This window comes from Psychroflexus sp. S27, assembly GCF_002810405.1.
GTDB lineage: Bacteria > Bacteroidota > Bacteroidia > Flavobacteriales > Flavobacteriaceae > Psychroflexus > Psychroflexus halocasei_A.
On the sequence record NZ_NEXQ01000018.1, the window covers coordinates 1 to 13,957 of the forward strand.

15 protein-coding genes are annotated in these 13,957 nt (G+C 33.3%); 10 read left to right on the top strand and 5 right to left on the bottom strand.

From position 1 onward, the window contains the following. Positions 1–49: 49 nt before the first annotated feature. Complete coding sequence (tnpA, locus tag CAP47_RS02135; RefSeq protein ID WP_100775184.1) at positions 50–481, bottom strand: IS200/IS605 family transposase; 432 nt, start codon at positions 479–481, stop codon at positions 50–52. Positions 482–745: 264 nt separating this feature from the next. Here tnpA and CAP47_RS02140 point away from each other — a divergent pair, with 264 nt between their 5' ends. Further along, positions 746–1,573, top strand: a complete 828-nt coding sequence (locus CAP47_RS02140; RefSeq protein WP_153043475.1) for a hypothetical protein — start codon at positions 746–748, stop codon at positions 1,571–1,573. Positions 1,574–1,696: 123 nt separating this feature from the next. Here CAP47_RS02140 and CAP47_RS02145 read toward each other — a convergent pair whose 3' ends face one another. Continuing rightward, positions 1,697–2,554 (bottom strand): M28 family peptidase, encoded by an 858-nt coding sequence (locus tag CAP47_RS02145; RefSeq protein ID WP_100775186.1) that lies wholly within the window; start codon positions 2,552–2,554, stop codon positions 1,697–1,699. A 119-nt stretch (positions 2,555–2,673) separates the two neighbouring features. On the opposite strand from CAP47_RS02145, the gene CAP47_RS02150 reads away from it, so the two are divergent. The 7 genes from CAP47_RS02150 to CAP47_RS02180 all read left to right on the top strand — a co-directional run bounded on the left by CAP47_RS02150 (position 2,674) and on the right by CAP47_RS02180 (position 5,712). Continuing rightward, positions 2,674–3,177 (top strand): CIA30 family protein, encoded by a 504-nt coding sequence (locus tag CAP47_RS02150; RefSeq protein ID WP_100775187.1) that lies wholly within the window; start codon positions 2,674–2,676, stop codon positions 3,175–3,177. A gap of 91 nt (positions 3,178–3,268) precedes the next feature. Beyond that, positions 3,269–4,165, top strand: coding sequence for a DnaJ C-terminal domain-containing protein (locus tag CAP47_RS02155; RefSeq protein WP_100775188.1), 897 nt, complete (start codon positions 3,269–3,271; stop codon positions 4,163–4,165). Continuing rightward, a complete protein-coding gene (locus CAP47_RS02160; RefSeq protein WP_100775189.1) occupies positions 4,162–4,458 on the top strand; it encodes a chaperone modulator CbpM in 297 nt (98 codons plus the stop codon). The genes CAP47_RS02155 and CAP47_RS02160 overlap by 4 nt, the downstream gene beginning before the upstream one ends. Beyond that, positions 4,445–4,699 carry a hypothetical protein gene (locus tag CAP47_RS02165; RefSeq protein ID WP_100775190.1) on the top strand — a complete coding sequence of 85 codons (255 nt, stop codon included), beginning with the start codon at positions 4,445–4,447 and terminating at the stop codon, positions 4,697–4,699. The genes CAP47_RS02160 and CAP47_RS02165 overlap by 14 nt, the downstream gene beginning before the upstream one ends. 42 nt (positions 4,700–4,741) lie before the next feature. Further along, positions 4,742–5,110, top strand: a complete 369-nt coding sequence (locus CAP47_RS02170; RefSeq protein WP_153043476.1) for a hypothetical protein — start codon at positions 4,742–4,744, stop codon at positions 5,108–5,110. A gap of 58 nt (positions 5,111–5,168) precedes the next feature. Then, entirely contained in the window at positions 5,169–5,381 is a 213-nt protein-coding gene (locus CAP47_RS02175; RefSeq protein WP_100775192.1) for a hypothetical protein, read from the top strand. 82 nt (positions 5,382–5,463) lie between these two features. Beyond that, positions 5,464–5,712, top strand: coding sequence for a Rho termination factor N-terminal domain-containing protein (locus tag CAP47_RS02180; protein ID WP_100775193.1), 249 nt, complete (start codon positions 5,464–5,466; stop codon positions 5,710–5,712). A 35-nt stretch (positions 5,713–5,747) separates the two neighbouring features. On the opposite strand, the gene CAP47_RS02185 is transcribed toward CAP47_RS02180, so the two are convergent. From CAP47_RS02185 to CAP47_RS02195, 3 genes are all read right to left on the bottom strand, one after another. Then, on the bottom strand, positions 5,748–6,410 hold the full coding sequence (locus CAP47_RS02185; RefSeq protein ID WP_100775273.1) for a uracil-DNA glycosylase family protein: 663 nt from the start codon (positions 6,408–6,410) through the stop codon (positions 5,748–5,750). A gap of 5 nt (positions 6,411–6,415) precedes the next feature. Beyond that, positions 6,416–8,317 (bottom strand): M1 family metallopeptidase, encoded by a 1,902-nt coding sequence (locus CAP47_RS02190; protein WP_238140931.1) that lies wholly within the window; start codon positions 8,315–8,317, stop codon positions 6,416–6,418. Positions 8,318–8,382: 65 nt separating this feature from the next. Further along, positions 8,383–11,835 carry a pyruvate carboxylase gene (locus CAP47_RS02195; RefSeq protein ID WP_100775194.1) on the bottom strand — a complete coding sequence of 1,151 codons (3,453 nt, stop codon included), beginning with the start codon at positions 11,833–11,835 and terminating at the stop codon, positions 8,383–8,385. 273 nt (positions 11,836–12,108) lie between these two features. On the opposite strand from CAP47_RS02195, the gene CAP47_RS02200 reads away from it, so the two are divergent. Both CAP47_RS02200 and CAP47_RS02205 read left to right on the top strand, forming a co-directional pair. Beyond that, positions 12,109–12,450, top strand: a complete 342-nt coding sequence (locus CAP47_RS02200; protein ID WP_093242329.1) for a DMT family transporter — start codon at positions 12,109–12,111, stop codon at positions 12,448–12,450. 21 nt (positions 12,451–12,471) lie between these two features. Further along, a complete protein-coding gene (locus CAP47_RS02205) occupies positions 12,472–13,956 on the top strand; it encodes a potassium/proton antiporter (RefSeq protein ID WP_100775195.1) in 1,485 nt (494 codons plus the stop codon). Position 13,957 lies beyond the last annotated feature (1 nt).

A 13,957-nucleotide genomic window follows, 5' to 3' on the forward strand; every position in this document is an offset into this window, starting at 1 on the left:
CTGAAAGTGCAGAGGTTTATTAAGACTGGGGACTAAAAGTCCCACTTTACTATTCCAATATAAAATTGGAATTATCACTCGAATCTCGACGGTGATGTTCCAAATATTCGTTGACCATTTTATCGGTAATATTCCYAGTACTCCATACTCCATAACCGCTTGCCCAAAAATGTTGCCCCCAATAACGCTCTTTCAGTTTTGGAAACTCTTGTTGAAGTTTCCTTGAGGTTCGCCCTTTGAGCTTTTTCAATATACTACTTACATTCAATTTTGGAGCATATTCAATGTGCATATGAACGTGATCCGAACTCACTACTCCTTTCAGTATTTCTATACCTTCGGCTTCACATATTTGGATTAAAAGCTCACGACAACGAGTTTGAACATCTCCGCGAAGTACCTTGTACCGATATTTTGTAACCCAAACAATATGGCACGTTAAATAACTTACCGTATGGGAGCCTTTTCTTTGATAACTCATAGTACGAAAATATAGATTTTTTCGCACTACTAAAGTGCTGCAATAAAATTGCAGGGTTTAAATCCCTTTTTTGAGACCAATAAATGTCAGTTGCAACAACTATCATCATACTCATCAAATAATTACTTTATTTAAGTCTTAAAATTTATTACAATATAAAGGGTAACAATTTTACTCTTGAGCTGATATAAGCTTGTAAGACAAAAGTCTTGAGGTGAAATCCGAAAAACCTAAATAGAGTAAGAAAATCAAAACTAAATGATCATGAAAAATTTATTAAAAGTGAGTTCAATTGCTTTTATGGCATTAGCAATTTTTACATCATGCGATGACGACGACAAAAATGTTATTATTGACGAAAAGGAAATTGAAGAAGCTATTTCGCTTCAAGAAATTCAAAACAATAATAACCCATATGAAAATCAAGGAGAAATTTATACAGGATTATTAAATTCTATGCAGCAAGAACAAACTTTGGGTGATTGGAATATTCCAAAATTAATCGAATATAACGGAGGTGCTAAAGAATGGAATGTTGGTCAGATAAATAGAAATCAACCAGAAAACGGGTGGAATTTAGAAAATTTGAATGACTTAGCAATGCAATACTATCAGTCAAATATAGCGATAAATACACACTCTCAAGAACAATTATTTATGCAATTAGACATCATTGCAAGCTTAGAGATGGTAAGCCCAAAACACGAATGTGAGCTTTACCCAGAAAGATGTTTTACTTATCCTGATGAAGAGGAAGCACTCAATCCTAATGAGGATGTTTCACCTCGTGATAGAGTTATCAACTTTATCAACCTCATGATAGAAAAAGAAAGTAATATAATGGAAAATGAAGAGCTAGAAGACATACAAAAAAGAAATCAATTAGTAACTAGCTCTATTATGCGACATACTGCCGTTTACTGGTTCAATCAAACACGCAAGGAAGAAGAATCAAATGGAGAAATCATCATTGATATGATTAAACTTTCATCTTTAGGCTCTAAAAGTATTTTGTGGGAATCTGAAACTCCTGAAATAGCAGTGAGCATCGCAGCGTTAAGTGGCTATGTTGCTAGTGGAAGAGCTGAATAAAATTAGATTAATCTACACATCAAGCCATCTCAATTCATATAGAAGATGGCTTTTTATATTTCTTTAAAAATATAAGTTGATAAGAATATAATTTAAAAAGTGAAAATTCTTAAAACCTCTCTCCTATTTAAATTCTATAGATTTATTCTTAAAATTAAACAATGTAAAAGCGATGCTTTCAACTGCATCTTTCATAATATCGAAATCTAAAGTTTCAATGGTATCACTTGATTTGTGATAATTTGGGTTTCCGTGACCTCCAGTGCCAATCACCATCACAGCAGGAACATCAAATTGCCAATAGTTCCGGTGATCAGACGGCCCATTATTTTTATAATCATCAGCGTAAGTTAGGTGCCGAGAACCTATTTTATCTTGATATTTTAATAATAAAGAAATCTTTTTATTAAAATTGATATGTTTTTTAATCCCTGAAACAATCAAACTATTTTTCTCATGTTCTGCATTTTCTGAATGTTTATTGTCACGGTAATAACCAATCATTTCAAGAGCAATCATTCCTAAATAATTCTTCTCAGATATATTTAAAGATTTCGCATGAATAAAACTTCCCATTTCTTTTTTCTTAAAAAAAGGAGGTTCTTCAAGGCAAAAAGAAACAAAATCAATTCCGTAATCTAAAGTCAATTTGCTTTGCGTCAACATACGTGAAATCTCCAACAACCCCGCGACACTACTCGCATTATCATCGGCGCCTGGCTGTTCTTTGTAAACATCATAATGTGCGCCAATAATAAAACGGTTCTTCTTTTCTGGTTGATAACGCGCTATGATATTCTCGTATTCTTGGTCTTTTGCTTTCCATTTTTGGCGACTCACATTCAAGTTGGTTTTGCGCAATTCGGATTCGATATAATCAGCGGCTTTTGAGAGACTTTCATTATTTTTATAGTTTCGATAAGGATAAATGGAAGTTAAAAAATCGACTGTATTATATAAATTTTGTTTGCTTGCCTCCATATTTATCTTTGAGAAATCTTTCATACTTTCTATTACAAATTAAGAATATTCAAAATAAAAGCTCACTAAATGCATGTTAAAAACAACTTTCAAATCAACGTTCTTAGTAAATTCAAATTATGAAAAATTCAACAGAAACAGAACTCATTTTTAAATTTACACAAGAAGCACAACTTGAAAACTGGACAATAGTTGACGATGTTGTTATGGGTGGAAAATCTACAAGCCAAATTAATATTAATGATCAAGGAAGCGGAGTTTTTGAAGGCAAAGTTTCTTTGAAAAATAATGGCGGGTTTTCCTCAGTGCGTTATCGTTTTAGACAGAAAAACATTAAAAAATACTCACATCTGATGATTAGACTTTGTGGAGACAAAAAAGAGTATCAGTTAAGAGTTAGAAAAAACTCGGATGATCAACATGCCTATAAAGCGCATTTCAAAGCTCCTGAAGAATGGGAAAAAGTTAAAATCCCTTTAAAAGAAATGTCTCCAACTTTTAGAGGTCAAAAACTTGATATGGCCAACTTTTCAGGAGAACATTTAGAAGAAATTGGATTTTTGATTGCAAACAAAAAGGAAGAAAATTTCAAACTTCTCATTGACCAAATTTATTTGATGTAAATAACTGCTTGTTTACTACCTTTGAGAGAGCTAGGCTTATATCCATTAAAAATTATTCACTTTATTTGAAATCATTAAATCAATTTATTTTATGGCGTTTAAAGATTATTATAAAATTTTAGAAGTTTCTAAAACTGCAACTGATAAAGAAATCAAAACTGCTTTTAGAAAACTTGTTCGGAAATATCATCCAGATTTAAACCCGGATAATAAAGAAGCCGAGGCTAAATTTAAAGAAGTTAATGAAGCCAATGAAGTATTGAGCGATCCCGAAAAACGAAAAAAGTATGATAAATACAGTCAATACGGTGAAGATTGGAAACATGGTGAGGCGCATGAAAAAGCGCAACAGCAACAAAGACAATATCAATCACAGCAGCAGTCTCAGCAAAGTTTTTCAGAGGAAGAATATTCAGACTTTTTTGAATCTATGTTTGGTGACGCTGCTGGAGGTTATCAGCGAAGTACACAATTTAAAGGTCAAGATTTTAATGCTGAATTACATTTAGATTTAAGGTCAGTTTACACTTCTCAAAAGCAAGTTTTAACTTTAAATGATAAAAAAATCAGACTCACAATTCCTGCTGGCGTTGAAAACGGTCAAACCATTAAAATAAAAGGTAAAGGTGCACCAGGTATTAATGATGGACCAAATGGAGATTTGTATATCAAAATTATTATCGATAATAACACTCAGTTTAAACGTCAAGGAGATAATTTGTATTTAGACTTAAATCTAGATCTCTATACTGCTATTTTAGGAGGCGAAATCACAATTGTCACCTTTGATGGGAAAGCAAAATTACAAGTCAAACCTGAAACAGAAAACGGAACTCAAGTCAAATTAAGAGGAAAAGGATTTCCTGTTTACAAAAAAGAAGGAAGCTATGGAGATTTAATTGTCACTTACCAATTGGAAACACCAAAAAACCTGAGTAACAAGGAGATTGATTTATTTAAAGAATTACAAAAAATAAAAACAAAATGAAAGAACAAGATTTTATAAGTACAAAAACGATTTGTTTAAATTATAATATTGAAATTTCATTGATCGATACTTTATACGAAATGCGACTCATCAATATTGAAATTATAGAACAAAAACCTTACATTCATCAAGATGAAATAGGTCATTTGGAAAAAATAATAAGGTTAAGAAATGAACTCAATGTTAACCTTGAAGGCATTGATGTTATTCTAAATATGTTAGAAAAAGAGAGACAACTCAAGCAAGAAGTGATCAGTTTAAGGAATAAATTAAAGCTTTATGAAAATAACTGAAACTCAATTTAACATGAAATATTTATTGATTTTTTGTATAGCCGTAATAGGTTTCTCTTCATCAGCTCAAGAGTTTTCATTACCAAAAGGACATCAAATTATCAGTGAAATTATTGGAGGTTTAAATGCTGATCAAATTGATGAAAAAGTTATAGTGGTTGAAACTGATGAAGAAACAGACTTTGGTTTTGTTCGCGATATTTATGTTCTAAAATCAGTTAATGATACTTGGAAGATCTGAAAAAAATCTCAAAATGCAATTCTGAAAAATCAAGAAGGTGGAATGATGGGCGATCCATTTGAAGAAATAAAAATTATCAAAGGGATTTTGATCATTAATCAAAGTGGAGGAAGCAGCTGGAAATGGAATAGAACTGACAAATACAGATATCAAAACGGAGAATTTGAACTTATCGGATATTCAAGTCATTATGGAAAATTATGCGAATATTGGGCAAGTTTTGATTTTAACTTGTCAACTGGTCAGATAAATTATAAAAAGGAGTTTGAAGATTGTGAGAATAATCAAGAGATTTATAAAACTGAAAAAGAAAGTTTTTATAAAAAGGGAATTCAATTGAACCTCAAAAATAGAAACCTCAAAAAAGTCAAAATACTAACGCCGACTTATAATGCAGAATTATATCTTTAGTATGATTTTTTAACTTAAAAAATGAATTATATTTACTAATTAAAATGACTTGCGACTTATGAAAAAAAAAATTAGAAATATCGCTATTTTATCATCTGCGTTAACCACAGTTGGTTTTTTAATGGATGGAGATATCAAAGAGCCAAGTATGCTCATGAGATTTACCGAGTTTTTCGGCATGTTTATTATTTTATTTATTCTGATCGCTCCAATTTATTTCTTTGGCCAATTTCTCTTCAAAAGAATGAGAGCTGATAAAGTTTCTTCTTAAAGGATTTTTAACATATTTATTATCATTTCTTTAATGATAAAAGAAACAAAATCTTTCTATTTTTATTGATAAATAAATCAAAATGGTAAAAGACCACGGAAATCAAATCAAAAACGATGAGCAATATGAAGCGCTCAGAGATGAAGGCATGAGCAAGGAAAAATCCGCGCGTATAGCTAATACAGAAGGTGCAGGTGAAAAAGGTGGAGAAAGCAAGAAATATGAAAAACGCACCAAAAAAGAATTAGATGAAAAGGCTAAAGAAATCGGTATTGAAGGCTACTCTCAAATGACTAAAGATGAACTGATCGACGAGCTCAGAAATCATTAATCAAAAAATCCTTTGACAGCTTCAGAGCCTTATGATTATTCTTTAAAATAAGGAGCATATTGCATGACTCTGAAATCTAGTGTATTAATATCTGGATTTTCACTTTTGAGTTTCTTATACAAAGTCATACTTCCCACTGCTCTATTAGCTGCGCCTGATGGCGCTGTTAACGATACAGTTTTTATAATTCTGTTATGGATTTGAAATTGATGAATTCTCGGCACTTCATCACTTATTTTTTTAAGTTTTATTTCTGGATAATTTTTTAAATGTTTTCTAAAAAAATATTCTGGTCCATTTTTAGAATTTCCTCCTGTAAACAAAAGCGTTTTTATTGATTGGTGACTTTTTAAAATTGAAATTATCGGTCTTAATTCAGCGTTTTGAATTCCTAAATCTGAAGCATCTATTTTGTCACGATAAGCACAATCGACCATATCACAGACCCCAATTTTATTCGTTTTTAAAAAATTTATACGTTGCTGCTTTGCTTCTTCTGTGTTTTCAAAAACCAAATTCAAATCAAATATTCGATTGATAATCTCCCACAATTGACCATCTCGACTCCCGTAGCAAAAGTCAACGTCATCTGGCTTTAAATCACCAGTGGTAAAACGTGGAGGCGGTAATGTACCAACAATCAATTTTTCAGTTCCATCAGGAATAAAGGGCAGATAAGGATGTTGATGTTTAAACATGGAATTTATTTTTTTCGCCACTGATTATCATCAGGATTTGCATCCATCCAAATGCCGTTTTCAATTCTTATTTCAGAAATATTCTTAAGACCTTTTAATTCAATTATTGCTTCCTTATAATTTTCTTTCCAAATTTCTGGTGATTGATGGAAGATTCTCTCGCTTCCGTCTTTCATTTTTATCACAACATCAAATGGTGCTGGCATTCCGCCAACATTCTCAATCGTAACATTGACATTATCATTTCCAAACTCTACCTCTTTAATAGCATAATCAATGTAGTTATTTGTAAAAAACCAAGCATGCCAAAACCAAGTTAAGTTTTGACCTATTGACTCGTTAAAACTATTGAAAAAATCCCAAGGAATCGGATGTTTCCCATTCCAATCCTTCATGTAAGTTTTCAGTGATTCCTCAAAAACCTCATCACCTAATAAATCTTTCAGCGCTAAATAAGCTAAAGCGGCTTTTCCGTATTGATTTGTCCCTGAACCACTACCACTCAACATATTTGAAGGTGTGATGATTGGTAAATCTTGCTCTAAAGACGGATTGTTAATCCAACGCTTTACACGAAATTTTTTGAAATTTTCTGAAGCTTTTCTTTTTCCTAAATTTTCACTTCCTATTAAATACTCAAGCGCAGTTGCCCAACCTTCATCCATAAAACCAAATCTTGTTTCGTTGGTTCCCATGTAAAATGGAAAATAAGTGTGAGCGATTTCATGTTCTGCAACAAATCTTGTAAAATCAGGATCTTCACGAGAGCTATCATTTGCCATCATCGGGTATTCCATATCCGCAAAACCTCTTACGATTGACATTTTTGAATAAGGATAAGGAATACCTGGTGTGTGATTTGAAAACCATTTTAAAGCATATTTGGCGTAATCAACCATTTTTTTGAAATCTTGAGAAGGCTCATCATAAGCTGCTTGTACACTTGCTCTTCTTCCTGTTTCTTGATCAACAACAACACTTCCAGCATCCCAATTATAAGTGTTGCTTAAAGCGATGGCAATATCTGTAATGTTCTCAACCTTCCATTGCCAGGTGTTTGTTTTACTTTGATTAGTAATTTTACCATTTTCTAAATCCTCCTGATCAACAATATGAATGACTTTGTTTGACGTCATTGATTTTTCTAATAAATCAGCGTACTTTCTCTGTAAAACTTCTTCAGGATTAAGCAAATCACCTGTTGCCCAAACGATATAATCTTTAGGAACTGTGACTTTAAAATTGTAATCACCAAAATCATTATAAAACTCTTTTGAGCCTGCGAAAGTCATTTTATCCCAACCTTCATAATCATCATAAACAGCGACTCTTGGATAAAAATAGGCTAGAAAAAAAGTAGTCGAATCAATAGCGCCTTCTCTTCCACTTTGCTTTGACAGCTCAAAATTCCATTCGAAATCTAATTCTATACTTTCATTTGGCAATAAAGCTTTATTGAGCTTCACCATTTGATTAATGCTGTTATTATTGTTGTTATTGTTATTCCACTCTTTTGAAACACCGTTTTCTTTATAAGAAGTGATTTGCATCCCTGATGTTAAATAATCTTCAGAAACTGGTCTCAATCTTGGCGCACCAGGTTTATGATGATTTAAAATCAATTTATAGTTTAATGACTTTAATGTGTCAGGAGAATTATTTGTATAGGTTATTTTTGCCGTGCCTTCAACTTTTCTACTCGGCGGATTGACTTTAATGTGGATATCATAATCAGCTTCGTTTTGCCAATAATTTTCTCCAGGGCGTCCGTCTTTTGAACGCGTTCCTTTTTCGTAAGCTTGTTTGACACTTCTGGGTTGATATAAATCTTGAGCACTGATAAATCCTGTGACTAAAACACAAGAAATTGTCAAAACAACTTTTCTTAAAACCATAACTTTGAGCATTTTTTGATGAAACCCTCAAAGTTATGGGATTTGTTTAAAATTTAGGTCTGAGAAAGATTTATTTTCTATTCCATCTCAACAACCAAATCGTCACTGTGAACCATTGTCCCTTCAGAGAGGTAGATTTTCTTAATTTTTCCACTTGTGTTTGATGTAATTGTTGTTCCCATCTTCATCGCTTCAATCACAAAAAGCGGCTGATTCTTATCAACAGTATCGCCTTCCTTCACCATTGTGGAAGCCAATGAACCTTGTAATGGTGCGCCAACTTGTTTTGGGTCATTTTTATCCACTTTTTGATGAACAATTTTTTCAACATCAATCGAATTATCTTTGATGAGATTACTTCTTGTTTGTCCATTTATTTTAAAGAAAACTTCTTTTTCCCCATCTTCATTAGCTTCAGTAGTTGAAACAAGTTCGATGAGAAGTGTTTTTCCTTTATCAAGTTCAACAATAATTTCTTCGCCAGGTTTCATCCCGTAAAAGAAATTTTTAGTCGGAATTTGCATCACTTTTCCAAACTTCACATAATGATTATATAAGTTTGTAAACACTTTTGGATATAATTTATAAGACAAAAAGTCTGTCATCTCCCACTCTCTATCCATGCCTTCATTAAATTCCTTTTTGAAAGCATCAAATTCTTTATCAAAATCAATAGATTCTAAATGTGCATTTGGTCTATCAGTGTATGGTTTTTCGCCGCGCAAAACAATTTTTTGAACATCCTCAGGGAATCCGCCAACAGGTTGACCTAAATCACCTTTAAAGAAACTTTTGACAGATTCAGGAAAAGACAAGCTATCTCCTTTCTCCATAAAATCTTGAATACTCAAATTATTACTCACTAAATATTGCGCCATATCGCCAACAACTTTACTACTTGGCGTCACTTTAATAACATTTCCAAATAATTCGTTGACTTGAGAATACATATCCGTGATTTCTGTAAACCTATCTTTTAAACCTAAAGATTCTGCTTGCGGAATTAAGTTAGAATATTGACCGCCAGGAATTTCATGTTTATAAACTTCAGCCGTTCCGGACTTAAGGCCAGATTCAAATGGATAATAATATTCACGCACATCAGACCAATAAGTTGAATATTCATTGAGTTTCTGAATATCCAATTCATTTTCTCTTGGCTGATAACGCATACTTTCAGCTAATGAATTAAAGTTTGGTTGAGATGTTAATCCGCTCAATCCAGCTAAAGCGACATCAACAACATCAACGCCAGCTTCGATCGCTTTGAGGTAAGTTGCCGACTGTATTGAAGATGTGTCGTGTGTATGTAAATGAATCGGAATATCAACTTCAGATTTTAAAGCTGTAATCAATTCTTTAGCAGCATAAGGTTTTAATAAGCCAGCCATATCTTTGATGGCTAAAATATGGGCACCAGCATTTTCAATATCTTTAGCGAGTTGTAAATAATAATCTAAAGTATATTTTTTGTGATCAGGATTTAGAATATCGCCAGTGTAACACATTGAACCTTCAGCAATTCCTTTAGTATGCTTGCGAACATGCTCAATCGTTGGGCCAATTGATTTCATCCAGTTTTGAGAATCAAAAATTCTGAAAATATCAATTCCATTTTCCCAAGATTCAGCAACAAAACGCTCAATTAAATTATCAGGATAAGCTGTGTAACCCACACCATTTGAGCCACGCAACAACATTTGTAAAAGAACATTTGGCATGGCTTCCCTTAAAATACGTAAACGCTCCCAAGGATTTTCCTTTAAGAAACGCATACAAACATCAAAAGTAGCACCGCCCCAAACTTCCATACTGAAAACTTCAGGATGATTTTTAGCAAAACCTTCAGCGACTTTCTGCAAATCATAAGTTCTCATTCGTGTTGCTAATAAACTCTGGTGTGCATCACGCATTGTCGTATCGGTATAATGGATTTTCTTTTCATCCTTTAACCACTTTGAGAATCCTTCAGGTCCTAATTCTGTCAGAATATCTTTTGTTCCTTTCGGATGGTTTTGTTCTTTATTAAACTTAGGGACATTTGGTTTGATTAATTTTTTGTTTGGATCATTAAATTTTACATCTTCATTTCCATTTACAATCACATCTCCAAGAAAGTTAAGCATTTTAGTCGCTCTGTTTCTTGGCTCTTTAATGTCAAAAAGTTCAGGTGTATTTTGAATATAATTAACGGTCACTTTTCCTTCTCTAAAAGTTGAATCATTTAGAATATTATTCAGGAAAGCCATATTCGTTTTTACACCACGCACACGAAATTCTGCAAGCGTACGACTCATTTTCCTGCAAGCACCATCCAGCGTTCGGCTATTTGCAGTAATTTTAGTTAGCATAGAATCGAAAAAAGGAGAAATGGTAACGCCTTGATAAACACTTCCTGCATCTAAACGAATACCAAAGCCACTCGCACTTCTATAAGTTGTAATAGTTCCATAATCTGGTTTAAAATCATTTTTAGGATCTTCTGTTGTAATTCGGCATTGAACAGCATAACCGTTGGTATGAGCTTTATCTTGTCCATAAATTTTAATTTGCTGATCGGAAAGATGATAACCTCCGGCGATAAACAATTGCGACTTGACAATATCGATCCCTGTGACAACTTCAGTGACTGTATGCTCAACCTGAATTCTCGGATTCACTTCAATAAAGTAAATACTTTGATCTTCATCAACTAAAAACTCAACAGTTCCTGCATTACTATAGTTAACAGCTTTACCGATATTCAGTGCATATTCATAAAGTTTGTTTTTCACTTCATCAGACAATCCAATTGAAGGTGCAATCTCTATTACTTTTTGATAACGGCGTTGTACTGAGCAATCCCTTTCAAATAAATGAACGAGATCACCATGATGATCTCCTAAAATCTGAATTTCGATGTGTTTAGGGTTTTCAACAAATTTTTCTATAAAAACAGTGTCGTCACCAAAAGCATTTGCTGCTTCACGTTTAGATTCAGGGAAAGCCTTTTTAAGTTGATCTTGATCACGAATCACACGCATTCCTCTTCCGCCACCACCAGAAGCAGCTTTAAGCATGACGGGATAACCGATTTTCTCAGCTTCTTTCAATGCGATTTCAACAGAAGTTAATTCCTCTTTGTTGCTTTCAATGACTGGAACATCATTATCAATCGCCACTTGTTTTGCTGTGACTTTGTCTCCCAAAGATTTTAAAACAGAAACATCTGGACCGATAAAGATGATCCCATTGTCTTGACAAGCTTGAGCGAAATCAGCATTTTCAGAAAGAAAACCATAACCAGGATGAATGGCATCAATGTCATTTTCTTTTGCAACTCTTATAATTTCAGCTATGTTTAAATAAGGCTTGAGTGGCTCTTCATCTTCACCAACTTGGTAAGCTTCATCAGCTTTGTAACGGTGAAGAGAATATCGATCTTCATAAGTGTAAATACCGACAGTTCTGAGTCCGATTTCAGAACAGGCTCTAAATATACGGATGGCAATTTCACCTCGATTGGCAACCAATACTTTTTTAATTTTCATCAGATAGGAATTTTATGTTGTGTTGTTATTAAATTGCGCTCAATATCGGTAATTATGAATAAAAATTAGATAGAACACTTTAATTTTTAAATTTTTTAGCCTTATTAATATCTATTTTCAATAATATCATTAATTCAAAAAAGCCAATCGTTTATCAGCTGAAGAATGAAATTACTTAGAATATTTTTTATGTTTTTTAGATTCAAAATTGGCTAGTAATTAACAAATCAAATCGTATATTATGGGCTATAAAAAACTGAACTAAAAATGAATATGAACTGGATTTTATTAATTGTTGGCGGTTTATTTGAAACAGGTTTTGCTGTTAGTTTAGGGAAGGCTCAAGAACATTCAGGTAAAGAATTTTGGCTATGGATGCTTTCTTTTGTGATTTGTGTCAGCGTGAGCATGTACTTTCTTTATAAAGCAATGGGAGGCGAACAAGCTATTCCTGTAGGCACAGCTTATGCAGTATGGGGTGCCATAGGTGCAACCGGAACTGTTCTTGCCGGAATTCTATTTTTTAAGGAACCTGTCACTTTTTGGCGAATTTTTTTCTTAACCACATTAGTTGCATCCGTTGTAGGCTTACAAATTGTGAGTAGCGAGGCTTAAAATAACACAATATATAAGTTCATGAATTTAACCATTGAAAACATACTTTTAGTCGGGTCTTTACTTTTATTTATCAGTACAATTGCAGGTAAAACATCTTATAAATACGGTGTTCCTGTTTTAATCCTCTTCCTTGCTATTGGGATGTTAGCCGGTGCTGATGGCATAGGCGGAATTTATTTTGACGATCCCAAAATCGCTCAATTTATTGGTATCATCTCACTCAACTTTATTTTATTTTCAGGAGGTTTAGACACAAGTTGGCCTACCGTCAAACCCATTTTAAAAGAAGGAATTGTTTTATCGAGCCTTGGCGTATTGCTTACGGCCGTAAGTCTAGGAACATTTGTATGGTTTCTAACAGATTTTACGATTTATGAGAGTATGTTGCTCGGTTCAATTGTTTCATCAACAGATGCAGCTGCAGTTTTCTCGATTTTACGCTCTAAAAACATCGCTTTAAAAACAAATTTAAGACCAACATTAGAACTGGAAAGCGGAAGTAACGACCCTATGGCTTATGTTCTCACTTTGGCATTTTTAAGCTTGGTGATAAATCAAGATGCAGGTGTGGCATCAATCATTCCGTTATTTTTACAACAAATGTTACTGGGCGCAATCGCTGGTTTTGTTTTTGGGAAAATAAGTAAATACATCATCAACAGAATAAAACTTGGTTTTGAAGGTCTTTATCCTGTCTTGGTTATTTCGTTGATGTTTGCTACATTTTCAGCAACAGATTTCATTGGAGGTAACGGCTTTTTGGCCATTTATATTTGTGCTGTTTATTTAGGTAACCAAGATCTGATTCATAAAAAAACCATCCTTAAAATGTATGATGGTTTAGCTTGGTTAATGCAAATTGTTTTGTTCTTAACCTTGGGTTTACTTGTCTTCCCAAATGAAATTGTACCTTTTATAAGAACAGGACTCATCATTTCATTATTCTTGATTTTTATCGCAAGACCTGTCAGTGTGATGTTGAGTTTAGCATTTTTTAAAATGAAAATGCGACGCAGAATTTATATCTCATGGGTTGGTTTACGCGGTGCAGTGCCAATTGTATTTGCGACCTATCCGCTTCTTGCCGGAATTGATAAAGCAGATATGATTTTTAATATTGTGTTCTTTATTTCATTAACCTCTGTTTTAATTCAAGGAACAACATTATCAGTAGTCGCGAAATGGCTCAATGTTGCTCTTCCTGATGAAGAAAAGAAGATTCTCGAAAAAGATAAACTCATTTTAAACATTCCTAAGTCAGCGATGAAAAAATATAGAATTTTACCTCATTACTCTGCTGTTGGTCAGCAAATTATTGATTTAGAATTTCCTAAAGACACCATTATCGCAATGATCAAACGCAATGATAAATATCATTTGCCAAATGGTGGAACAACAATAGAAGCAAACGATATTTTGATTGTTTTATCAGAAAACCATGAAAGTATGGAAAACGTTAGCCAATGGATTAAACAACAAGATCAACCTCAAATACCTGCTTAAA

What these genes read in the sequence shown, in the direction of transcription:
- CAP47_RS02140 (WP_153043475.1), top strand. Translation starts at nt 746, where the DNA reads ATGAAAAATTTATTAAAAGTGAGTTCAATTGCTTTTATGGCATTAGCA.
- CAP47_RS02145 (WP_100775186.1), bottom strand. Translation starts at nt 2,554, where the DNA reads ATGGAGGCAAGCAAACAAAATTTATATAATACAGTCGATTTTTTAACT.
- CAP47_RS02150 (WP_100775187.1), top strand. Translation starts at nt 2,674, where the DNA reads ATGAAAAATTCAACAGAAACAGAACTCATTTTTAAATTTACACAAGAA.
- CAP47_RS02155 (WP_100775188.1), top strand. Translation starts at nt 3,269, where the DNA reads ATGGCGTTTAAAGATTATTATAAAATTTTAGAAGTTTCTAAAACTGCA.
- CAP47_RS02160 (WP_100775189.1), top strand. Translation starts at nt 4,162, where the DNA reads ATGAAAGAACAAGATTTTATAAGTACAAAAACGATTTGTTTAAATTAT.
- CAP47_RS02165 (WP_100775190.1), top strand. Translation starts at nt 4,445, where the DNA reads ATGAAAATAACTGAAACTCAATTTAACATGAAATATTTATTGATTTTT.
- CAP47_RS02170 (WP_153043476.1), top strand. Translation starts at nt 4,742, where the DNA reads ATGATGGGCGATCCATTTGAAGAAATAAAAATTATCAAAGGGATTTTG.
- CAP47_RS02175 (WP_100775192.1), top strand. Translation starts at nt 5,169, where the DNA reads ATGAAAAAAAAAATTAGAAATATCGCTATTTTATCATCTGCGTTAACC.
- CAP47_RS02180 (WP_100775193.1), top strand. Translation starts at nt 5,464, where the DNA reads ATGGTAAAAGACCACGGAAATCAAATCAAAAACGATGAGCAATATGAA.
- CAP47_RS02185 (WP_100775273.1), bottom strand. Translation starts at nt 6,410, where the DNA reads ATGTTTAAACATCAACATCCTTATCTGCCCTTTATTCCTGATGGAACT.
- CAP47_RS02190 (WP_238140931.1), bottom strand. Translation starts at nt 8,317, where the DNA reads ATGCTCAAAGTTATGGTTTTAAGAAAAGTTGTTTTGACAATTTCTTGT.
- CAP47_RS02195 (WP_100775194.1), bottom strand. Translation starts at nt 11,835, where the DNA reads ATGAAAATTAAAAAAGTATTGGTTGCCAATCGAGGTGAAATTGCCATC.
- CAP47_RS02200 (WP_093242329.1), top strand. Translation starts at nt 12,109, where the DNA reads ATGAACTGGATTTTATTAATTGTTGGCGGTTTATTTGAAACAGGTTTT.
- CAP47_RS02205 (WP_100775195.1), top strand. Translation starts at nt 12,472, where the DNA reads ATGAATTTAACCATTGAAAACATACTTTTAGTCGGGTCTTTACTTTTA.